At 36.2% G+C, this 20,426-nt stretch carries 19 protein-coding genes and 2 tRNA genes; 4 read left to right on the top strand and 17 right to left on the bottom strand.

Translation table 11 applies throughout. The features are described from left to right. Nucleotides 1-12 precede the first annotated feature (12 nt). Entirely contained in the window at nucleotides 13-477 is a 465-nt protein-coding gene (locus GM418_RS00105; RefSeq protein ID WP_158861950.1) for a hypothetical protein, read from the bottom strand. A 72-nt stretch (nucleotides 478-549) separates the two neighbouring features. After that, nucleotides 550-1,428 carry a helix-turn-helix transcriptional regulator gene (locus tag GM418_RS00100; RefSeq protein ID WP_158861948.1) on the bottom strand — a complete coding sequence of 293 codons (879 nt, stop codon included), beginning with the start codon at nucleotides 1,426-1,428 and terminating at the stop codon, nucleotides 550-552. 277 nt (nucleotides 1,429-1,705) lie between these two features. Between GM418_RS00100 and GM418_RS00095 the strand changes: the two genes are divergently transcribed. After that, the gene (locus GM418_RS00095; protein WP_158861946.1) at nucleotides 1,706-3,025 is read left to right on the top strand and encodes a Gfo/Idh/MocA family protein; all 1,320 of its coding nucleotides are present in this window, start codon (nucleotides 1,706-1,708) and stop codon (nucleotides 3,023-3,025) included. Nucleotides 3,026-3,215: 190 nt separating this feature from the next. After that, nucleotides 3,216-3,287, top strand: a tRNA-Gly gene (locus tag GM418_RS00090). 205 nt (nucleotides 3,288-3,492) lie between these two features. Here GM418_RS00090 and GM418_RS00085 read toward each other — a convergent pair. Beyond that, a complete protein-coding gene (locus GM418_RS00085; protein WP_158861944.1) occupies nucleotides 3,493-3,726 on the bottom strand; it encodes a hypothetical protein in 234 nt (77 codons plus the stop codon). Nucleotides 3,727-3,772: 46 nt separating this feature from the next. On the opposite strand from GM418_RS00085, the gene GM418_RS00080 reads away from it, so the two are divergent. Beyond that, nucleotides 3,773-4,207 (top strand): hypothetical protein, encoded by a 435-nt coding sequence (locus GM418_RS00080; protein ID WP_158861942.1) that lies wholly within the window; start codon nucleotides 3,773-3,775, stop codon nucleotides 4,205-4,207. Nucleotides 4,208-4,214: 7 nt separating this feature from the next. Here GM418_RS00080 and GM418_RS00075 read toward each other — a convergent pair whose 3' ends face one another. The 7 genes from GM418_RS00075 to GM418_RS00045 form a co-directional block, all read right to left on the bottom strand. After that, the gene (locus tag GM418_RS00075; protein WP_158861941.1) at nucleotides 4,215-4,763 is read right to left on the bottom strand and encodes a glutathione peroxidase; all 549 of its coding nucleotides are present in this window, start codon (nucleotides 4,761-4,763) and stop codon (nucleotides 4,215-4,217) included. Between the two features lie 235 nt (nucleotides 4,764-4,998). Continuing rightward, nucleotides 4,999-6,603 carry an alpha-N-arabinofuranosidase gene (locus GM418_RS00070; protein WP_158861940.1) on the bottom strand — a complete coding sequence of 535 codons (1,605 nt, stop codon included), beginning with the start codon at nucleotides 6,601-6,603 and terminating at the stop codon, nucleotides 4,999-5,001. Nucleotides 6,604-6,615: 12 nt separating this feature from the next. Further along, entirely contained in the window at nucleotides 6,616-7,620 is a 1,005-nt protein-coding gene (locus GM418_RS00065; protein ID WP_158861939.1) for an arabinan endo-1,5-alpha-L-arabinosidase, read from the bottom strand. Between the two features lie 1,392 nt (nucleotides 7,621-9,012). Beyond that, a complete protein-coding gene (locus GM418_RS00060) occupies nucleotides 9,013-9,711 on the bottom strand; it encodes a vitamin B12 dependent-methionine synthase activation domain-containing protein (RefSeq protein WP_158861938.1) in 699 nt (232 codons plus the stop codon). After that, the gene (locus GM418_RS00055) at nucleotides 9,708-10,607 is read right to left on the bottom strand and encodes a CobW family GTP-binding protein (RefSeq protein WP_158861937.1); all 900 of its coding nucleotides are present in this window, start codon (nucleotides 10,605-10,607) and stop codon (nucleotides 9,708-9,710) included. Before GM418_RS00055 ends, GM418_RS00060 begins: the two co-directional genes overlap by 4 nt. Further along, the gene (locus GM418_RS00050) at nucleotides 10,607-11,953 is read right to left on the bottom strand and encodes a uroporphyrinogen decarboxylase family protein (protein WP_158861936.1); all 1,347 of its coding nucleotides are present in this window, start codon (nucleotides 11,951-11,953) and stop codon (nucleotides 10,607-10,609) included. The genes GM418_RS00055 and GM418_RS00050 overlap by 1 nt, the downstream gene beginning before the upstream one ends. 12 nt (nucleotides 11,954-11,965) lie before the next feature. Beyond that, the gene (locus GM418_RS00045) at nucleotides 11,966-12,634 is read right to left on the bottom strand and encodes a cobalamin B12-binding domain-containing protein (protein WP_158861935.1); all 669 of its coding nucleotides are present in this window, start codon (nucleotides 12,632-12,634) and stop codon (nucleotides 11,966-11,968) included. 319 nt (nucleotides 12,635-12,953) lie between these two features. Between GM418_RS00045 and GM418_RS00040 the strand changes: the two genes are divergently transcribed. Continuing rightward, nucleotides 12,954-13,814: a helix-turn-helix domain-containing protein gene (locus tag GM418_RS00040; protein WP_158861934.1), complete on the top strand. Its 861-nt coding sequence runs from the start codon at nucleotides 12,954-12,956 to the stop codon at nucleotides 13,812-13,814. Between the two features lie 287 nt (nucleotides 13,815-14,101). On the opposite strand, the gene GM418_RS00035 is transcribed toward GM418_RS00040, so the two are convergent. The 7 genes from GM418_RS00035 to dnaA all read right to left on the bottom strand — a co-directional run bounded on the left by GM418_RS00035 (nucleotide 14,102) and on the right by dnaA (nucleotide 20,426). Continuing rightward, a complete protein-coding gene (locus tag GM418_RS00035) occupies nucleotides 14,102-15,454 on the bottom strand; it encodes a transposase (protein ID WP_217447505.1) in 1,353 nt (450 codons plus the stop codon). A 167-nt stretch (nucleotides 15,455-15,621) separates the two neighbouring features. After that, nucleotides 15,622-15,708 (bottom strand) — tRNA-Leu (locus tag GM418_RS00030). A 97-nt stretch (nucleotides 15,709-15,805) separates the two neighbouring features. After that, on the bottom strand, nucleotides 15,806-16,276 hold the full coding sequence (gene pyrI / locus GM418_RS00025; protein WP_246222798.1) for an aspartate carbamoyltransferase regulatory subunit: 471 nt from the start codon (nucleotides 16,274-16,276) through the stop codon (nucleotides 15,806-15,808). Between the two features lie 6 nt (nucleotides 16,277-16,282). Further along, nucleotides 16,283-17,191 carry an aspartate carbamoyltransferase gene (gene pyrB, locus GM418_RS00020; RefSeq protein WP_217447663.1) on the bottom strand — a complete coding sequence of 303 codons (909 nt, stop codon included), beginning with the start codon at nucleotides 17,189-17,191 and terminating at the stop codon, nucleotides 16,283-16,285. Nucleotides 17,192-17,495: 304 nt separating this feature from the next. After that, nucleotides 17,496-18,098, bottom strand: a complete 603-nt coding sequence (locus GM418_RS00015; protein ID WP_158861933.1) for an IMPACT family protein — start codon at nucleotides 18,096-18,098, stop codon at nucleotides 17,496-17,498. Continuing rightward, nucleotides 18,098-18,952, bottom strand: coding sequence for an EamA family transporter (locus GM418_RS00010; protein ID WP_158861932.1), 855 nt, complete (start codon nucleotides 18,950-18,952; stop codon nucleotides 18,098-18,100). Before GM418_RS00010 ends, GM418_RS00015 begins: the two co-directional genes overlap by 1 nt. A 40-nt stretch (nucleotides 18,953-18,992) precedes the next feature. Further along, the gene (gene dnaA / locus GM418_RS00005; RefSeq protein ID WP_158861931.1) at nucleotides 18,993-20,426 is read right to left on the bottom strand and encodes a chromosomal replication initiator protein DnaA; all 1,434 of its coding nucleotides are present in this window, start codon (nucleotides 20,424-20,426) and stop codon (nucleotides 18,993-18,995) included.

Raw genomic sequence — 20,426 nt, 5'->3', positions numbered from 1 at the left:
ATTTTTACATTGTTACATTTTTAAATATTGGTTAATTTCATTTTCCCAGTCCTTAAGATTTTTAGAAAACATGTTATTCAGGGCTTTTTTGTTTTGTATGTTTCCGTTTTTATTTAAGCCTGTAAATGAATAGGTAATTTGGGCTTTGGTGTTATTCTCATCTATCTGAAAACACTGAACTGTAATTGTCCAAAAACGGTCGTCGGTTATTACCAGATACCGGACGAGCTTCTTTTCAGTGGAATATTTTGTTACAATCCACAAATAATCACTTTCTCCGTCAAATGTCGGGCTTGTTCTGAAAGTTGTTCCTTCCTCTATTTTTTCAGTTTCCGGATAAATAAGTTCAGGATTCCAGCCCTCTGCCCATTTGCGTTCTTCAAAAGCTCCAAAAAGAGGAAAAATATTTTTGATGTTGTCGTTCAATTTGATGACAGCTTGTTTTGAAATTCTTTTGGCCGTAATGGTTTTCTTCATTTTCTTTCTGTTTATTATTTCAGGCAAAAATGAATAAAAGAGAGCAATTCAATTTATCGAAAATTGGGAATTTTAGTTTTTGAGCAAGGTGGAAGGTGAGATGTGAAAATGATTTTTAAACAGATGACTAAAAGAACCTATACTGTCAAAACCCACTGATTCACATATTTCCGTTACAGAGCCCTTTTTATGTTTTAACAGTTGATAAGCCTTACTCAATTTTAGTTGGGTCGAAAACTGGTGAGGGGTACATTGAAACAGCTGTTTAAAATTTGATAGCAGGTGGTATTTGTTTAAACTTGCTTCCAATGCAATCTCATCAAGGGTTATTTTTTTTGAGACATTTTCCCGGATAAACTCCCGGGCGATAAAAAGCCGTTTGTACAGTTCTGTTTTTGTGGAAGTTTTTACTGCATCAATTTTTTGAATCTGTTTTGATGTTTTGTCGTTCATTTTAACAAATTCCGAAACCAATTCGTACAAATAAAAATCAACATTTTCTTTATAAGATGAATTGTTTATCAGAAAACAGAGGATTTTTTGAACTCTTTCGTTTAGCTCAAAGGGCACTGTCGGAATATGAAAGTTTATTTTTTTAGTATTAAAATTGAGTAGCTGTTCTTCTGTCGAGAGAAGGTTTGTAATACAGTTTTCTATAAATTCATCGTCAAATAAAATAAGCAGTGTTTGCAGAGTTACCGGTTTGGAATAATCGATTGCAATGGAATCGTCTGCATTTAGAAAATAGAAACTCTTTTCTCTAACCTGTGTTTGACTTTCGTTTAAATAATAATTTCCGGGATTTAAAAAGTTGGTCAGAAAAAGATAAGGAGATCTGTGTTTTGGGTAAAAGAAGTTCCCACAACTTTTGGCAAAAACAACCAAATTCTCTTTGCTTTTTTGAAATGAATGGTTTTTATTTTGCAACTGAGGCAATTCCCAAAGAAACATTTTTAGTTTTTTTACAAAAATAGTTGAAAGATTGCTTTCATGCTAATTTTGAGGCTTTGTTTCATGCATTCCTGAAAACCGGAAAAGTTCTTTTTCTTCTGATTTATGATGCAGATGATTTCCTCCAATACGTCTGTAAGTTCTAATTTTGGTATTACAACTCGTAAAGCATAAGGTTTATTCAAAATATCTGCTTAAAGTATATTAAAAAAATTCTATTTAAAAGTCAGAACTGCTATATTTACCAATCCAATTTAAACGTTCAAAAACCATTAAGATGAATTCAGACAGAAGAAACTTTATTAAAACTTCGGCAATTGCTACAGCAGCAATAAGTACTTTCCCAACTATTATGAATGCTTGTGCTTCTCCTGCAGAGAAAATCCGTGTGGCTTTAATCGGTTGCAGAAGCCAGGGATTTGGTGATTTAAAAAGTTTTATAACAGACAAGAAGAATAATGTAGACTGTGTTGCAATGTGCGACGTTGATTCCAATATCCTTGAAGAACGTGCTGCAGAGGTTGAAAAAATTACGGAAAAGAAACCGCTTACCTATTCTGATTTTCGTGAAGTCTTAGATAACCCCGATGTTGATGCTGTAATTATTGGCACACCTGACCATTGGCATGCAATTATGATGATGATGGCACTTGAAGCCGGAAAACATGTTTATGTTGAAAAGCCAATGGGACATAGTATTGAAGAATGTGATGCAATGGTTAAAGCAGCTAAAAAACACCCGGAATTAGTCGTTCAGGTGAATATGTGGCAGCGGAGTTCAAAACACTGGTTTGAAGCCTCCGATATTGTTAAGTCGGGAGAATTAGGAGATGTTCACTTGGTGCGGGCATGGATTTACAAAGGGTATGATAACCCATATCCGGTAATGCCGGATAAAGAAGCTCCTGATTATGTAGATTACGATATGTGGTTAGGACCTGCACCTAAAAGACCTTTCAACTTGAATCGCTTTCACTATAATTTTCGCTGGTGGTGGGATTATGCAGGTGGTGCAATGACCGATTGGGGCGTTCACTTGCTGGACTTTGCTCTTTACGCAATGGATGCCGGTATGCCGCAGAAAATTTCTCCCGGGGGAGGTATGTTTTACAATAAACCAGGAGCAATGGATACGCCGGATATTGAACAGGCTTTATATGGTTATCCTGAACATACCATGATATGGGAATGTGGCCTGAACCCCGGAATTGGACTTTACAAAAGAAATTCTCATGGTGTTGCATTTGTTGGAAATAAAGGAACACTGGTTGTTGATCGCGGAGGTTACGAGCTTATTCCGGATTTTAATAATGAAAAAAGAGAACCTTTTTTTGAGGGGCTTGTGCAAAAAAACTATGGAGACGGGCAGGACGAACATGTGAAAAACTTCTTACAATGTATTCGCGAAGGAGGAACTCCAAATGCCTCTGTGGAAATTGGTGCTAAAACAGCAACGGTTTCTGAGATGGGGAATATTGCTTACCGTGTAGGAAAAGTTATCCATTGGGACGATACAGCCAAAAAGTTTGATGACGAAGAAGCTAACAAACTAATGAAGGTTTCTTATCGCGATCAGTGGCAATTGCCAAAGGTGTGATTTTGAGGATAGAATTATTGCAGTAGCAAAGGTCAAATAATAGTTTTTTACTGTTTGATAATAATTGAGGACAAATTAGAAATTGATTTTTAGTTGTTTATTAAAAAAAACAGGATGTTTTTTTCTCCAATTATTATGGTTGTGTAAAGATTAATCAATCAAAAAAAATTATATTTTCGCATTGAAAAAAGCGGGAGTAGCTCAGTGGTAGAGCATCAGCTTCCCAAGCTGAGGGTCGCGGGTTCGATCCCCGTTTCCCGCTCAGTAGATCAGCTAGTTACGATTTAGCTGATTTTCTTTTTTTGCTGAAAATTGATGGTTTTTACATTGAAATGTAAACCAGTTATTCATTTTGATTTTTTATCTACTCGCGAAAAGTGATCTGCTGTTTCTCAAAAAAATTATGAAAAATAGAAAGCAGTTTGGTTCATTTCCTTTTTTGTGTTCAATACTATATGTTAATAAAATTATATTGACCAATTAAAAAAATATTTGTATCTTAGATATGCATATGGGGTTCTTCCCATATTGTGTGTTTGGGGGTTAACATTTAAAAGGGTAGCTGTTGAGCTGCCCTTTCTTTTTGGTCTGCATTTACGTGGATGAACAATAGTCTCGCTTTTTACTATTAAAATTTTTATATTTTCAGATTTTAGTTCAGAAAATATTTGTTTTTCTCTTAAAAAAAATACTATCTTCAAAAACTTTTTTATTTAAGGGGTTTGTTAATAATCATTAACTTGTGATATGGAATCGTTTGCGAGGTTAATCCACAAATCATACATGACATATTTGCCTACTAAGATGCCTGTCCAGTTTTATGGATTGCCAGACGGGAAGGTATATATTTTGTACGCAAAATTTTTCAAAGTAGGTTATGAAAAGTCAGGTTTGGAGTTTGTTATTGCTGAGCATGAAGAGTTTTCTTTTGACTATGAGAAAGGACAACTTATTCAATATGATTCTTCAATGAATAAAATTCATGTTTATTCCGAAACTGTTGATAAGCCAAACCCTAAAATTAAAATAATCAAGGTATTTCGAAGTACAAAATCTTTTGCTGAAGCTTTTGAACATCTCAATGAAAAGGCAAAAAAGATTTTAAAAAACAATATTCAGGAGAAGCAAATCGAAGTTGATACAGACAATGAAGAGTTAAACAGGAAGTCAGCTTCTGCTTAATATTCTTTTATGGTTTTGTTCCCTTAATCCAGTTTATTATTTTTTCATCATTAGGTTTGGTTTTAGGAGCAATCATTTCAACCAATTCGCCATTTTTGTTGATTAAATATTTTTGAAAATTCCAGCTTACTTCGGAATCCATAACTCCATTTCTATTCTTCTGAGTCAGCCATTGATAAACAGGGTGCATATCATCTCCTTTAACACTTATTTTCGACATCATAGGAAATGTTACCCCATAATTTTTCTGGCAAAACTCCTCAATTTCTTCATTTGAACCAGGCTCCTGATTTGCAAAGTTATTAGCCGGAAATCCAATGATTACAAAGTCTTCACCTCCGTAGGTTTCGTATAATTCCTGAAGTTGTTCGTATTGAGGCGTAAGTCCGCATTTTGAAGCGGTGTTTACTACTAAAACTTTTTTCCCTTTTAAAGAAGATAAATCAAAACTATTACCATCAATATCATCGACTTTAAATTCGTGAATAGTATTTTGTGCGTAAGTAACAAAGCTCAAAAAAAATGCAGTTGCAATAAAGAAAATAATTTTTTTCATGGTGGAAATTATTGGTTATTTCAATTCAAAAACAATTCAGTTTAATAAAAGTTTGGAATATTATTTTGTGAATTAAAATCAGCTTAAAACTTCTGTTGCTGTTGTTGTAATTGCCCAGACTTGGTAATCGTAACATTCATTTCTTTCATTGGATTAAATACTTATTCAATTGAAATTGCTTTAATTATGTGTTGGAATATTGATGTTTTTTCTAAAAAATCAGACCACATAAATATTATTTAACAATTTTTCCTTTTAGCATAGTAAATGAATGTGGAGGAAATGAGTAGGAAAAATCTGCGGTTTTTTTGACTTTTACTGATTCTTTTTGAACAGTCTGAACATTGGTTTTGTCGAAATCGTTTTCGGCCTTAATATCCGGACCATTTATTTCATAAACCTCAAATTCCCCGTCAAATAATCCTTCCTGCGAAATAATATCTGTTTCAATTGTATTGTCTTTGTGTCGGTTAATAACACACACCACAACTTCTCCTTTATTGTACGCTGCTGACACATCAAGGTAGGGAACATTATTTTGTTGAGTTGCTTGTTCCGCCAGTCCGAGGTAAAATTCGTCAGTGTCGTATGCTTCACAATCCACGAAAACGTCAAGCGAAGTTCCGAACATGTTATTGGCAAAAAGCTGTAGCGGGTAATAAATGGTTTGTTTAAACATTCCATCTTTTTCGGCAAAAATAGGAGCGATAACATTCACCAACTGCGCCATATTTGCCATTTTTACGATATCGGCATTTCGGATAAATGCGTTTAAGAAACCAGCAATTACCAAAGCATCTTCAAGGTTGTAGCGTTCCTCAAGAGCACGGTCGCCAGTCATGGTTTCCTCTGCTCGCCAGCGATACCAAATATTGTACTCATCCCATGCGATATAAATCGGGTCTCGATCTCCACGGTCGGCTTTTTCCATTTCCCGCAAAATCATTCCTTTTACAACTTTGGTCCGCTCTTCCAAAACCAACGGCGACGAAACAAAATTGTAGTAATTATCCTGATGATTGCCAACATACATATGGAGAGCAATATAATCAACCACATCTTTTAACTCAGAAAGTACCGTAGCATTCCATTCGTGCGGATCATTATTCGGTCTGAAGTTGGAGGCGCCGGCAGCTACCAGTTTAATCGATGGATCGGTAAGCCGCATCAATTTGGCTGCTTCACGGGCTTTTTTGCTATAATCTTCCGCATTCAGGTGACCCATTTGCCAGAATCCGTCCATTTCGTTTCCAAGGCTCCAATATTTAATGTTATAGGGTTCCGGATGACCGTATTTTTTTCTAAGTTCAGCATAATACGGACCTTCTTTCACGTTACAATATTCCACCCACTGCTGAGCTTCTTCAATTGTTCCTGTACCCAAGTTAACTGCAAGATATGGATCGGTGCCAATTCTGCGTGCATATTCAACAAATTCATCTGTGCCAAATTGGTTGGTTTCCAATCTTGCCCAGGCCAGTTCCATTCTTGTTTGTCGCTGGTCTTTGGGGCCAATTCCATCCTTCCAATGATAATTGGAAACAAAGTTTCCTCCGGGATACCGTGTGAGTGGAACATTTAACTCTTTTACTGCGTCGAGTACATCCAGCCTAATTCCTTTATCATCTGAAAGCGGGGAATCAGGCTCGTAAATACCTCCGTAGACGCAACGCCCGAGGTGTTCCACAAAATTTCCAAAAAGGTTTTTATTTATCTCGCCGATCTGCCGGTCGACATCAATTTTTATTCTTGCATTTTGTGCCGTCGTTGTCAATACCGAAAAAATTCCTGACACCATTACCAGCAAAATAAATCTCTGCATAAAGTTGTTCATTTTCATGTTTTAGCGTTTTTAGATATTAGCAATTACCGGCCATCCGTTTTTATCCCAATCAAGCTTTTTAATGATAAGTTTTGGCCTTCCTTCATCATTGGCATCGTAGCCATGAAAAATAATATAATCGGTCCCGTTAAATGTATAAGTCGCATTGTGTCCCACTCCATGCCAATTCTCATCCCCTTCTAACAGAATTGTCCCGTCTCCGGTTGCCATTGATTCTCCATTTTTATCGAGGTAAGGACCGGGTATTTTTTCCGACCGTCCAACAATCATTTTATATGTACTGTTCACACCTTTACAACAATAATCGATAGACGCAAAAAGAAAATAGTACTTTCCTTTCTTAAAGATAAATGGAGCCTCTATGGCATTGCCTCCGGCGTCTACAGGATTGTCATCAACAGACGGAGGATTAGGGGCATCTGATGATTTTTTTCGCGAGGCAATGGTTGGAATGCTATTTAAATCTTCAGCAGTTTCAGTTCCATTCGAACTCAGTTTTACCAGTTTCAGCCCATCCCAAAATGATCCAAAGGTTAGATATGGCGTACCGTCTTCAGCAACAATCAGGTTTGGATCAATAGCATTCCAGTTGGTTTTTCCCGGAAACGATTGTATTACTTTTCCGTGGTCAACCCATTTAAAATCAGGATCGTTCGGATTCAGCGTTTGGTTGGTTGCAAGTCCGATACATGAAGTATTCTTACCAAAGGCTGATACGGAGTAATAGAGGTAATATTCTCCGTTATAAAAAGAAATGTCGGGTGCCCAAATGTGCCCTCTGAAATCCTTGACAGCCTCAATGGCCCATTCCGGTGCTTCCGAAAAAACAGGTTTCTCGCGTTTCCACTCCTTCATGTTTGCAGATGACCAGACATTGATACCGCGACCGGTGCAGAAAAGGTAATAGGTGTCATTTTGTTGAATCATAACCGGATCATGTACAACAATATTTTGCGAAAATCCTTCGTGAAATAAAATTGTTAAAAATATTAGGAGTAAAAATATTTGTTTCATGATGGATTATATTTTGAATTAAATATATATAAAATAGAACATAATTTCTTTGGATTTCAAGTATAAAGTTTAACATTGTTGGGGACGTATTTTAAGTAAACTTTGTGCGCACAAAAGAGCTACATAACAAAATTTCTAGACTCTTTGTCGCAGTAGCAGTGACGTTGCTGCAAAGCAAATTGAATATCTCCGGAATAAAGATAAAATCGTGCGGTATTGGGGAATTATGGGATTACGAAGCCAGAAACAGTAGATATTAAATGAGTTTCAAAAACAGATTGTAAAAAGTATAGATGATACCTATCCATTGGTTTCGCTTGGAGCTGCAACTATTTCTTATCAATTATGAGAGAATAAAAGGGCTCAGCAGATTCTCATTGCAGGTTGTTTGTCTGAGAACATGGATATTGCACTATTGGCTATAAATTTTTTGATGTATACTGATAACAAAACGCCTTTTATTGAGGCTATAAAAAAAGTACGTGAAATGCCATACGGAAGCAACAATAGAAAAGCTGTCTGCAAGGACTTTTTTGGTATTTTAAACCTTGTTTCAAACAATTACGCCGGCAGAGTCTAAAAAAAATCTCATAACCTCTGACAAAAATTGGTTTTTTTTGAATCAAGTGTACATGAAAAATAAGCGAAACCTTATTATAAATTTTCTGTCTTACTTTTTTCACAATAAAGTTTGTGGTCAAATCTTATAATTTCCGCTTTTTAAGCTAATAGAAGGAATTTGTTCTCGATTAGTACCTTAAAAGTACCTTTTTGGGGGCTTGTTTTCAACATCAAATCGAGTCAATTCATGTCAATTTAAATGTTTGTAAAAGAGAGTATCGCGAGAATTTCTGAGACTATATCGAGAACATATTTTAAAAAATTGTTTGGTCTCGGTAAAGTCTCGTTTAACTTGACTTTTTTTGTGCTTTTTAATTTTTTTGATTCTTTAATCGTGCCCAGTAAAGGACGATTTCGTATTTTCTTACACGCTTAAAATCAGTTTTTTATAGAGGTATGAAATTTTTGTTCTCGGTAAAGTCTCTTCAGTATTTCAATAAAACAATTTCTTAGCTAAAGATATGAAAATTGAATGATATTAAAGGTATTATCATCTTGGTATCCCGACAAAGTGAAAAATCAAAATTCACCGAAAGCCTGTAAATCAGATGATTTATGGGCTTTTTTATTTTTACGAAGTCAAAAAACACCATTTAAAACCGTTGTAAATGTGAACAATCCGGTGACCTCTCATTTTTTATACCTTAGAGGTCACCGCGCAAACCATAAATAGCTATTATTCTGAAAATTACAATGGGTTCTATACATTTCACAGTGCTCCGAAGACTTCTCCCTTATTGTTATCTTATCTGGTTTTTATCCGTTACTTTCCTATCTTTTTGAGCTACTCACTGATTTATATACACACGTTTTCAGGTTACACAGGTTGCATTGATATTCGCGATAAAATACCTTCTTTCCAATACCAATTACTCCGCTAATGGATTTTATCGGACTCATAAGAGCTGATTCTGTAAGCGAAACGCCACACGGTTTCTCTTCGAAAAAAGAAAATAACTTATGTTGATCGGCAACATTCCAATGACAATAGCCCGGGCTGTAACGGTTTGTAATTTTATCTCCCGAAAGAGTCATTTGTTGTTCAATTGTTTCCTGAATTTTGTCGCCCACTGCTTCGGCAATAGCGCTTCCCATCACATCATATACAAAACCAAGCACCGGATCCTCGCCTTTTAGCAGCAGCGACGATTTTTCGCTAATTGTTTTCCCGGCGGTACAAATAAAAAAAGCCAGTTTTTCAGCATTTAAAAGTTCTTTACAAATTTGTTTTCCTGCCTTAAATTCCACACCACCGGTAAAGAACGAACGTTTATTTTCCGAGAATTCAACTTCTTCCTGAATATGAAATCCTCCACGGATGTCCGCTAACTGCCTGCAATCGTTCCACACATTTTCGAGATAGCCTGCAAAAGGCTCAGGAATAGCACCTTCGGCATATCCCAATCCTTTATTAACCAAATCGGTGTTGATTTTCAGTTCATCAAATTGTAGGGATTGAGTATGATTCATTTTCTACAATATTCGTCAAACATTATTTGTAAGTTCTTTTGTTTATTAAAATTGCCAATCATCACAAATTCAGTTGGCCCCGAGAACGCCGGGATTTCATCAATGCTGATATTTTTAAATACTCCCTGAATAAAAGCAAAGTTGCTGTTACTAAGTTTTATGTAACCTTTGCAGCGGATACTATTGGATTTATTTGCATCAAAAAATTTTTCCAGATTTTTCTTTTGTATTTCCAAACTGCTTCTGATTACAACAGATTCAATATCAGGCCGTCCCAAAGGCTTTTCTCCAGTATCAGGAAACAAATTCAATGCTTTTTTAGAAATAGTCAAATCAATTTTCCCAAAGTGAGCAGTCAGAATCCCTGCAAATGGATTTATTTGTCTAACCGAAGATATCACTGACTTAGCATTGTCTTCAACCAAATCAGTTTTGTTGACTATGATGGTATCTGCTGAACGAAGTTGATGTTGAATGTAAATGTGAAGCAAAGGAAAACGATTGAAATTTTGTGCATCAACAAGGCACCAAACATGATCAAGGTATACTTTACCTTTTAGTTTTTTAGCTTGAAAAACCTGGCCAACACCAATCGTATCAGACAAACCGGATGCTTCCATGATTAAAATATTCGGCTTAATATTTTCGATGAATGAAGAGAGTGAATCAATAAATGATCCCAACAAGCATACACAAAAGACGGAGCCATTATTGATTTCTAGTATTTCATAATCATTCGTTTGTAAAAGATTTCTCCCATCAATTCCGACAGGAGAAAACTCATTTTGGATGATTGCTATTTTACCTTTGTTCTTCGAATTTTCGAGGTAATGTTTAATAAAAGAAGATTTGCCGCTTCCGAGAAATCCGGTGACCAAGTGAATAGGTATGCTCATTAATTGAGTGCTTTTTTAATTGCGCGGATGATTTCAGACTTCGGTGGAATTTGGCTAATAAACTCAACTTTCCCGTTAATACATGTAGTTGGCACATTTTTTACACCTAATGCCATCATCATCCGGATTCCGTCTATATCTTTAATTTTATGCTCATTTACGATAACCTTTTCTCCAAAATTAGACGATGCATGTTGAACTGCTTCAACCATATACTGGCAAGGTGCGCAGGATGCGGAGTCTAGCGTAATAATATCAACAACCACTTTCCCATCTTTAAAATGCCCATCCAGACTTTTGGGGTCATGTGATGAGGTGTGCTCCATTTTACGGGTTACTTGTCGGGCATAATCGTCGTAAACCATTTCGGTCACAGCCTGAAGGTTTTCAATAGTCGTGTTCATGGGTAAATCGCATCCCGGAGCAAGAATGAATCCTTTCTCTCCTCCACGGTCAAGACAACTTACAGCTTCCTTTTTAGAGTCTATTTCACTACCCAACAAGAGAACACTTGTTAACTTGAGGTTGCCGCCAAAGCTAATCCCTTTTTGTAGTGCAATGTCTTTTACATAGTCCAATGGAATATTTTCATCAATTGAAATATTGTCAGGTTTACAGTCGCACATAACCTCGATGTTTTGTTGTGCATGTCCGCAAACAAAAAATGAGCTGAACTTTTTTTTCAATCGGACAAAATCGAAAATCTTTTTTACATAAGGTGTAACAAACGTTTCGAAAGACTCTGGATCTATCTGGCTGGTCATTGGATCAACCACAGCTATAATATCGCAACCAGCATCCAAAAGCATTTCTGAAAACTTAATGCCAACATCAGTGCAAAAATCCATCAACTCACCAACATACTCCGGATCTTCAAACAACTTCATAAAGATTTCAGTCCCCAAAAGGTGTAATGCCAAGGTAAAGGGACCGGTAATTAGTCCGTACAAGGCAATTTCAGGGTACTTGTGACGTAAAGCTTTAGTTGTTTCGATCACAACAGGAATCCTACCATCATTCTCTGTTGGTAAAGAAAGCGAGGCAAGTTCGACACCCTCGGATAAAGGATGTGAAACAACTGCCGGTGGATTTTCTTTACTCCATACTATTTTACATCCCAGGATTTCCGCTTCAATTTGTAAATCAAACGCTACAGGAATACCATCAGGTTTATATAGTTCAACTGCTTTTGAAATCCCATCAACGATGTATTTTGAGTCTTTTAGGTACATCTCAGCATCCACATTTAACAGCTTTCCTCCATGAACTCCAACAAAAGGAACCCAAGGGACTCTTTCTACTTCTTCTAACCGAAATACTCTTTCGAGCAGTTTCAATCCATCCATCTTGTTTTTCTGTTATGCAATTTTTGTATTTAAAAATTCAACAACACCTTGTGGATCCGGTGAATAATTATCCGCTCCTATTTTTAAACAGAAATCATCGTTTACCGGTGCCCCGCCAATGGTTACCAAAGCATTTGGAAACGCCGTTTTTATTTCCTGGGTTATTTTTTCCATGTTAACCATGGTGGTGGTAAGCAGTGCAGACAAACCAACTACAGCCCCAGGGTTTTCGTTTAGTGCCTCAATGTATCTATCTGTGCTCACGTCTGTTCCCAAATCAATTACTTTATACCCATTCCCTTCTACCATCATGGCAACCAGGTTTTTCCCAATGTCATGTAAGTCGCCTAAAACGGTACCAATGATGAAAGTGCCTTTTTGTTTGGCTTCACCCGAAGCAAAAAATGGTTTAAGATGAATCATGGCTGTACTCATTGCTTTTGCAGACATCAAAACCTGAGGAACAAAGACTTTGTTTTCCCTGAATTTGACACCTACTTTTTCCATTCCAGGCATTAATCCGGAGGTAAGGATTTCTTGTGCTTTTACTCTATTGTCCAATAATTGGCGGGTGATCTCATCCGCTCCATCCTGGCCTTTCATTTGTGGAGGAAAAGGCGAGGCTTTATTGATTTTGCCAAATTCTACACATTCAGCTAGCTGATTTAATAACTCGTTCATAAATATCAGATTTTGTTTTATCTGCAAAGCTATGCCCAAATGCAAAGTCAAAAAATAGTGCTTTTTATTAAAAAGATGGAAAATATTACTTTAATTTGATGTATTAATGAATCAAAATCAAACAGTTTTGGAAATTTATTTGATCTTGAATTGCTTTATTTTCAATTGGGAGAGTACGCAAATCAAGGGGGCGGTGAAAGAAAACTGTTGAAGACAATTGTCTTTTTTTTTAATTATATTTTTCTGTCTAAAAAATAAATACTTGTGCAATGTTTATGTTCATCCATTTTGATCAAAATGACAGGAGGAAAATAAGACTATGCTAATTAAAAAACGATTTTCGAAGATTCCTTTCTTTGTGACTGAAACCCAAAAAAATGATCCGTTAACTTCTGGTCTTTACCTGTGTGAGATTTCGGAACTGCTTTTTGGGAGACAGACTAAATGGATTCAAAATACTCGTCTGCAGGATCATTTGTTGATTTTTTGCACCAAAGGGGAAGCAAAATTGAAACTTGGTACGGATGAAGTGTTACTGTGCCAAGATCAATTTTGTATCATCTCGAAAGGTTTTCAATTTGAGATGACAAGCAGGAATATAGAGCCCTCGGCATTTATTACCTGCCATTTCAATGGGACAAAAACAAACATTCTGGAGCAGGAGTTTACAGTAGTTCGTGACTTGGTACCATCTATAAATAATAGGGTTGCAAATCGGAAGATGCTTTTCGATGAGATCTTTAGTAATCTATCTAGAGGGTATTCAAATGCAAATATGTATTATGTTAATTTTACATTTGCTCATCTTTTGGCAACTTTCATTTTCGCTTTTAAAACGAGCGAGGATATTAGGGGTGAGGAAAATCCGGTAATACAGCAAACCATATATTTTTTGGAGCAAAACATTGACAAAAAACTAACACTCAAAGAAATTTCAGATGAAGTAGGTTATTCCATAACTTATCTTTCAACCATTTTTAAGAAGCAGACGAACTATAGTCCATTGAGTTATTTCTCACATTTGAAAATTACCAAATCCTGCGAATACCTCGACCAAACAAAACTTAAGATCAAGCAAATTGCTTTCATGTTAGGTTATACAGATCCTTATTATTTCTCCAAAGATTTCCAGAAAAAAATGGGTATGTCCCCAAAAAAATATCGATGTAGGATAAAATAACAGAATTCATTTTTTGAATAACTTTTTATTTTATTATAGTCTATGGATGATCGAACGAATTAATTTTTTAAATAGACAATAATTGGAAAACAAAAAAGCACTTAAAATAGGCACCTTCAGCAGTAAAGGTCTTCGGACAAAATCGGGTAAAATCTCCTTGATATTTTTTCCCGATTTTGATAAAAGAATCTCTTTTTTTTGTGTCGATTGATTTTATGACGAAAAAAGGCCGGAATTGGGCATAGTTTTCCCATTTGCCTAAAGATTTTGAATAAATTGATTTGATTTTAGGCAGCTTGTTTTTGGAGCGCCATTTTTCGGGCTATCCTAACTGCATTTGCTGTATGTACACCAAAGAAAATCCAGAGTTCTTCATTTTTCCGGGTCATGGCCCTTATTTTCTTTAAGCCGTAGTGTTCTTTTTCTGTTCCAAAGCTTCCTTCCATTCGCGTGGCTCTTTCTTTACGAAGTACAGAATGAAGTATTTTCCGGTGCTGTTCATGTTTTCCTGCCCTTCCTTTTCGTTTAAACCCATGGATGATATTCTCTTTCCTGCACCAGGTGCGGTTGGCATTGGTGGCATAAATATCATCGCCCGAAAGGTGTGTTGGTTTACCTACCAGCTGGCGACCGTAACGCACAGATTGCTTAAGCCTTATCCCCTCATGAAAAGCGCTGAAGCTTATGTGCTCGATAAAATTAATCCCTCCAAATTGTATCATATTTACCTTGGCTCCAAATTCAACAGGTTTAACTTCTTTTCCTCGTACAATTGGCCGGATATAAGCTTTTGAAAGGCTGACTATACGGTCGGGTACACTTTTACCTGTATCAAAAATTTCTTGTTGTTGAGATAATACCGTGGTAATTATTTTGATTTGGCGATAATATCTGGCTGGCATGGTAAATTCATAAAGATAGTTCTGCTGGGTTTCTTCCAGTAAAAACAATAATTTCCCCAGTAAGTGCAGCAGGCTCCGGGTAAGTATTCTACGCTGCTTTTTCGATTTCCTGCGCTTTCGGCTGTAGTGACTATACCTTTCTTTTTGCTTGAGATATTTGGTTCGGGGTGTTCGTATCTTTAAATACTTACAGCTTAATTTCAATTGACCGTAACACCAGTCTACACTTTCCCACAGTAGTTTTATATTGGTTGGGTAACGCATCGAAGTTTCGTAACATGTTGCATCGGTAAGCATAATGTTGGGATGTTCAATAAAGGGTTTCCAATGTTTTGCCAATATTTTTTGAGCTTCACTAATAGCTAACCTTGATGACAAAAAAGTACGTATCTGGCTGACAATTTTATAATTGGTAAGCCTTTCACCTTGTAGCCAGATGTCACAAAAAAGCTGAAAGTGGATATTGCCGTTTAAGTGCTCAATTAGTTTTCGGTCTGAACACCCCACATAAGACTTAAGGAACATCAATGCAATCATTCCCCCGGGACTAAAAAAACGGGAAGGTCCTTTCTTATTTTCTTTGATTTTAAAATGCCGGACTAAATCATCCCAGGGTAAGGAGACATAGAGTTTACCAATTTCAGATGTTAAAAATGATTTCCAGTAAAGAGAAAATTCCTGACGTGGTGAATTAAAATTAATTTCAAGGGGCGTTTCATAAATTCTTTGTACTTTCACAATTAAGGATTTTGAAAATTACCCCGATTTTTGGCGATTCAGGCCTTTTTCGGGGTTTTTCTTAAAAATAACAAAACCTATCGTATTTATTGTCAATAGGTTTTGATACTTATGAACATCCCTAAAATATTGATTTTAAGTGCTTTTGATTTTGTTTGGATTTCTCCTGGTGCCCAGTAAAGGACTCGAACCTTCACGTCCAATTGGACACTAGTCCCTGAAACTAGCGCGTCTACCAATTCCGCCAACTGGGCTTTAAGCGCTGCAAATATAATAAAAATCCCGTTGGTGTTTGTTATAAACCAGTTTTTCTTTTTTATGTAGAACGAAGGCGGATGTTAAGCCGATATTTTAATACATTTTTATTTGATCCTGTGATGTAATCTTTTCGCAGTATTTACATTTCAGCTCCAGTGATTCTTTTGATATTACTGAAAAGCAGGTTGATATTTTTTCATGATTGGTGATGCATTTTGGATTAAAACACTTGACAATACCCTTTATTACTTCCGGAATTTTAACAATTTTCTTTTCAACTACTTCGTAATCTCTGATAATATTTAGTTTGGCATGTGGTGCTATTAATGCAATCTTATTTATTTCGTCGTTTTCAAAAAACTTGTCTGAAACTTTGATAATGGCTTTTGTTCCCAATTTTCCACTATCGAGGTTTGTTCCAAAAGTAATTTGGTTTTCAATTTTATCTAAGCCCAGTATTGTAATTACTGTAAAAAGGTTTTTGGCCGGAATGTGATCGATTACCGTTCCGTCTTTTATTGCGCTTACTTTTAGTTTCAGCTTCTTTTTCATATCGTTGCTCATTTCTTTTTATTTTAGGTTCATGGTGTGGGCAATTATGGCTTCGCGCGTAAAAACACCATTTAACGCTTGTGTAAAATAATATGCTTTTTCGTTGCTGTCTACATCGGTATGAATTTCATTAACCCGGGGTAGGGGGTGCAAAATTTTTACATTCGGTTTTGTATTTTTTAACATTGCGTTATTCAGAATGTAAATGTTTTTTACTTTTTCATATTCGATAGGATCTGAAAAACGCTCCTTTTGAACCCTTGTCATGTATATAATATCAGCTTCACTTATAATGTTGGTAAACTCAGTATGCTCAAAAAAGCGAATTCCTTTTTCTTTCAAGAACAGTTTATACACTTTGGGCATCTGAAGCTCTTCCGGTGCGATAAAGTTAAAAATCGGGTTCCCGAATTCTGACATGGCCATAAGAAGCGAGTGTACTGTTCTTCCAAACTTCAAATCCCCGACCATAAAAATATTCATATTATCGAGTGTTCCCTGTGTTTTCAATATTGAATACATATCGAGCAATGTCTGAGTTGGGTGCTGGTTTGCTCCGTCTCCTGCATTTATTACAGGAACGGGCGAAATCTCGGCGGCATATCTGGCTGCTCCTTCCAGAGGGTGTCGCATTACTATCAAATCGGCATAATTACTCACCATTTTTATGGTGTCATGTAACGTTTCGCCTTTTGTTGCGCTTGAACTCCCCGGATCAGCAAACCCAACTATCCGGCCCCCCAACCGGCTGATGGCAGTCTCAAAGCTCAGACGAGTGCGGGTTGAAGGCTCAAAAAAAAGAGAAGCAACAACTTTCCCCTTTAGTAATTCCTGATTTGGGTTTTCTTCAAATTCTGCCGCCAGTTTCATAATTTTCAGATATTCATCCTTCGAATAATCTGTAATTGAAATTAAATCCTTTTTCATAATATGCCTTAACTAATGTGTGTAATCTGTTCATAAAAAAAAGAAAACCAACATTCTGAAAAAAAGAAATGTTGGTTTTCCGTAGGTTGAAAAGGAAAAATCCTTTCTTATGTAGAAAATCGAAAATATGATTTAATGGATTTGTGATGAAACTCTGAGAATAAAGAATTATTTTTTTATAGCGTTTTTGGGCTCTTTTCTTGGAATTAAAATTTAGGCGTCTCATCATGATTCAAAATTAGCGGGTTTAATTTTCAGAAATAATGATTAATGCAAGTATTTATTATTATTTTATCAACAGAATTCACTCCGTTTTTTTTATTTCTACACCATAAAAATTCGTGAAAATTTGTTCTGCCTTTTCTGCTTCCGACTTCCTGACCGAAAGATCCAAAAGACAATCGATTTCAAATTTTGTATTCAAAATCGTAAAATTTTCCTGCTTGATTATATTCATTACATCATTTAAAACCGGATAATTAAAATGAAGCTGATAACGCCTTTCAATAGTTTTTGTAATAATTTTTGTTTTTGAAAGGACATCGGCGGCAGCACTTTTGTATGCATTTATCAGACCACTTACACCAAGTAAAGTACCGCCAAAATAACGTACAACTACGATTAAAATATTGGTTACTTCAAAACTCTGGAGCTGACCCAAAATTGGTTTCCCGGCTGTTGATGAAGGTTCTCCGTCATCGTTGGCCCGGAAAGTAATTTCTTCAGTACCCAAACGCCAGGCATAACAATGGTGGCGGGCACTATGGTGTTCTTTTTTTAGTCGAAGAAGGTGCTCTTTAATTTCTTCCTCGGAATGTACAGGAAATGCATATGATAAAAATTTACTGCCTTTGTCTTTAAAGTAGCCTTCACCTGAATTCCCGATTGTTTTATATGTGTCTTCCATTACGTTAAAAAATATAAACTCACAAATGCCAGAGCCAACCCGGCATAATTTATTTTGTTTAGTTTTTCGTTAAAAATAATATATCCAACTATTGCTGAAAGCGCAACAATGGACATGTTGTTAACGGCAAAAATCAGAGAGCTTTCCAGATAGTCGCTGCTTAAAGCATTCATCAGAAAATAAAGTGATCCAAAATTCGCAATTCCCAGAAGAATACCCAAAAGCACAGTAGGAATCAACGCATTTAATACTTTCTTTCCATTTCGAACCGAGAATAGAAGGGCAAAAACAAAGGCTACAAAAAATACACAGGTAGTAAATACCGGTATCTGTTCGGGAGATGTTTTTAGTGTTTGAACATATTTGACTATTGAATCAGCAAATCCGCTACCTATAAAAATAGAAACGGGAAGGAGAATATAAATGACATTGGTTTTTTTGATTTCCTTCTTATAAACGGTTAACATGATGGCTGCGAAAGAGCTTATCAGTCCAACATATTTTAGGGTGGAAATTTTTTCGTTAAAAAATAAAAGAGAAAAAAGGACCGGAAACACCAATGACAATTTGTTTGCCAATGTAGTAACCGTAATTCCGGCTTTTTGCGAAGAATTCCCGATTAAAAAGAACAGCCCGGTAAATAATATTCCCAAAAGTAAGGCAAAAGGGAGCCAGCTTTTTGTTTGATCTGTAAAAAGAGATTCAGACGGTGAAAACAGTACAGCGCCAAAAATAGTTGCTGTGACGTAGTTTACTGTAATTAAATGAGTGAGGTTGCAGGAATAATTTTTTGCCCAACGAAAAATTATATAGATAGAAGTTGAGGAAATTATACTGGCAAATAAATATATCATTTGTATTATAAAAAAAGCATCCGGTTTTGGATGCTTTTAATTACATTTTTAATTTCTTTTCAATGTCTTCGACAAACTGTCTGAAGTTTTTATCGGTATCTTTCAGATTGTTTACTGTTTTGCATGCATGAAGTACGGTTGCATGGTCCTTACTTCCAATTTGTGCCCCAATGCTTGCCAGTGAATATTTTGTAAGGCTTTTTGAAAAATACATTGCAATTTGCCTGGCTTGTACAATTTCGCGTTTTCTTGTTTTTGTTTGTAACGCGTCAACCGGCATATTGAAATAATCGCAAACCACTTTTGAAATGTATTCAATAGAAAGCTCTCTCTTGGAATTTTTAACCAGCTTGTTTATGAGTTTGGCTGCCAATTCAAGCGTAATTTCCCGTTTGTTCAACATTGATTGCGCAAGCAGCGAAACCAGGGCACCCTCCAGCTCACGAACATTATTTGAAACATGTGATGCAATATATTCCAGTACTTCGTCAGAAAGTGAAATCCCGTCTTTGTATACTTTTCTTCTCAAAATTTCCATTCGGGTTTCAAAGTCGGGCGTTTGTAAATCGGCTGTTAATCCCCACTTGAATCTTGAAAGCAGTCTCTGTTCCATCCCTTTTAATTCAATTGGCGGTTTGTCTGATGTCAAAACCAACTGTTTTCCCATTTGATGGAGATGATTGAAAATATGGAAAAAAGTTTCCTGGGTTTTTTCTTTTCCCGCAAATTCATGAACATCGTCCAAAATCAGAACATCAATCATTTGATAAAAATGCAGAAAATCGTTCCTGTTGTTGTTTCTTGTCGCTTCGGTAAATTGGGTTTGAAATTTATTGGCATTTACGTATAATACAACTTTATCCGGAAAACGCTCTTTTACTTCAATCCCGATTGCTTGCGCCAGGTGAGTTTTTCCCAATCCTGAATTTCCGTATATCATCAGGGGGTTGAAAGCTGTTCCTCCGGGGTTTTGAGCAACGGCAAAGCCGGCACTTCTGGCTAAGCGATTACAATCACCCTCAACAAAATTTTCAAAAGTATTATCCGGTTTAAGTTGAGGATCGATTTGCAGCTTTTGAATGCCGGGGATAATAAAAGGATTCTTTATTGAAGCTTTTTCTTCTGACCGCAACGGAATAGTCAATGGTTTATTCTGAATTTTGTTATTGTTATTGGTTGGGTAACTAACTGTGAACGGTGTATTTCCATTATCTGAAGCATTTCCCATAACAACGTTATATTCAAGTTTGGCACCAGTGCCAAGCACCATACGAAGTGTTTTTCGTAAGATATCAATAAACTGCTCTTCAAGGTATTCATAGAAGAATGCACTCGGAACTTGTATTGTTAACACTTTGTTGTCAAGTTTAACCGGTACTATTGGTTCAAACCATGTTTTATAACTACTGGTAGGTACATTGTCTTTAATAACGTGAAGACATTTTTCCCACGCAGCCTGGTATTCGTTGCTCAT

This window comes from Maribellus comscasis (assembly GCF_009762775.1).
GTDB classification, from domain to species: domain Bacteria; phylum Bacteroidota; class Bacteroidia; order Bacteroidales; family Prolixibacteraceae; genus Draconibacterium; species Draconibacterium comscasis.
This window is presented reverse-complemented; position numbering and strand designations above follow the sequence as displayed.

Bases quoted from the DNA above. Each gene is read 5' to 3' on its own strand.
- GM418_RS00105 (WP_158861950.1), bottom strand. From the start codon at position 477: ATGAAGAAAACCATTACGGCCAAAAGAATTTCAAAACAAGCTGTCATC.
- GM418_RS00100 (WP_158861948.1), bottom strand. From the start codon at position 1,428: ATGTTTCTTTGGGAATTGCCTCAGTTGCAAAATAAAAACCATTCATTT.
- GM418_RS00095 (WP_158861946.1), top strand. From the start codon at position 1,706: ATGAATTCAGACAGAAGAAACTTTATTAAAACTTCGGCAATTGCTACA.
- GM418_RS00080 (WP_158861942.1), top strand. From the start codon at position 3,773: ATGGAATCGTTTGCGAGGTTAATCCACAAATCATACATGACATATTTG.
- GM418_RS00075 (WP_158861941.1), bottom strand. From the start codon at position 4,763: ATGAAAAAAATTATTTTCTTTATTGCAACTGCATTTTTTTTGAGCTTT.
- GM418_RS00070 (WP_158861940.1), bottom strand. From the start codon at position 6,603: ATGAAAATGAACAACTTTATGCAGAGATTTATTTTGCTGGTAATGGTG.
- GM418_RS00065 (WP_158861939.1), bottom strand. From the start codon at position 7,620: ATGAAACAAATATTTTTACTCCTAATATTTTTAACAATTTTATTTCAC.
- GM418_RS00060 (WP_158861938.1), bottom strand. From the start codon at position 9,711: ATGAATCATACTCAATCCCTACAATTTGATGAACTGAAAATCAACACC.
- GM418_RS00055 (WP_158861937.1), bottom strand. From the start codon at position 10,607: ATGAGCATACCTATTCACTTGGTCACCGGATTTCTCGGAAGCGGCAAA.
- GM418_RS00050 (WP_158861936.1), bottom strand. From the start codon at position 11,953: ATGGATGGATTGAAACTGCTCGAAAGAGTATTTCGGTTAGAAGAAGTA.
- GM418_RS00045 (WP_158861935.1), bottom strand. From the start codon at position 12,634: ATGAACGAGTTATTAAATCAGCTAGCTGAATGTGTAGAATTTGGCAAA.
- GM418_RS00040 (WP_158861934.1), top strand. From the start codon at position 12,954: ATGCTAATTAAAAAACGATTTTCGAAGATTCCTTTCTTTGTGACTGAA.
- pyrI (WP_246222798.1), bottom strand. From the start codon at position 16,276: ATGAGCAACGATATGAAAAAGAAGCTGAAACTAAAAGTAAGCGCAATA.
- pyrB (WP_217447663.1), bottom strand. From the start codon at position 17,191: ATGAAAAAGGATTTAATTTCAATTACAGATTATTCGAAGGATGAATAT.
- GM418_RS00015 (WP_158861933.1), bottom strand. From the start codon at position 18,098: ATGGAAGACACATATAAAACAATCGGGAATTCAGGTGAAGGCTACTTT.
- GM418_RS00010 (WP_158861932.1), bottom strand. From the start codon at position 18,952: ATGATATATTTATTTGCCAGTATAATTTCCTCAACTTCTATCTATATA.
- dnaA (WP_158861931.1), bottom strand. From the start codon at position 20,426: ATGAGCAACGAATACCAGGCTGCGTGGGAAAAATGTCTTCACGTTATT.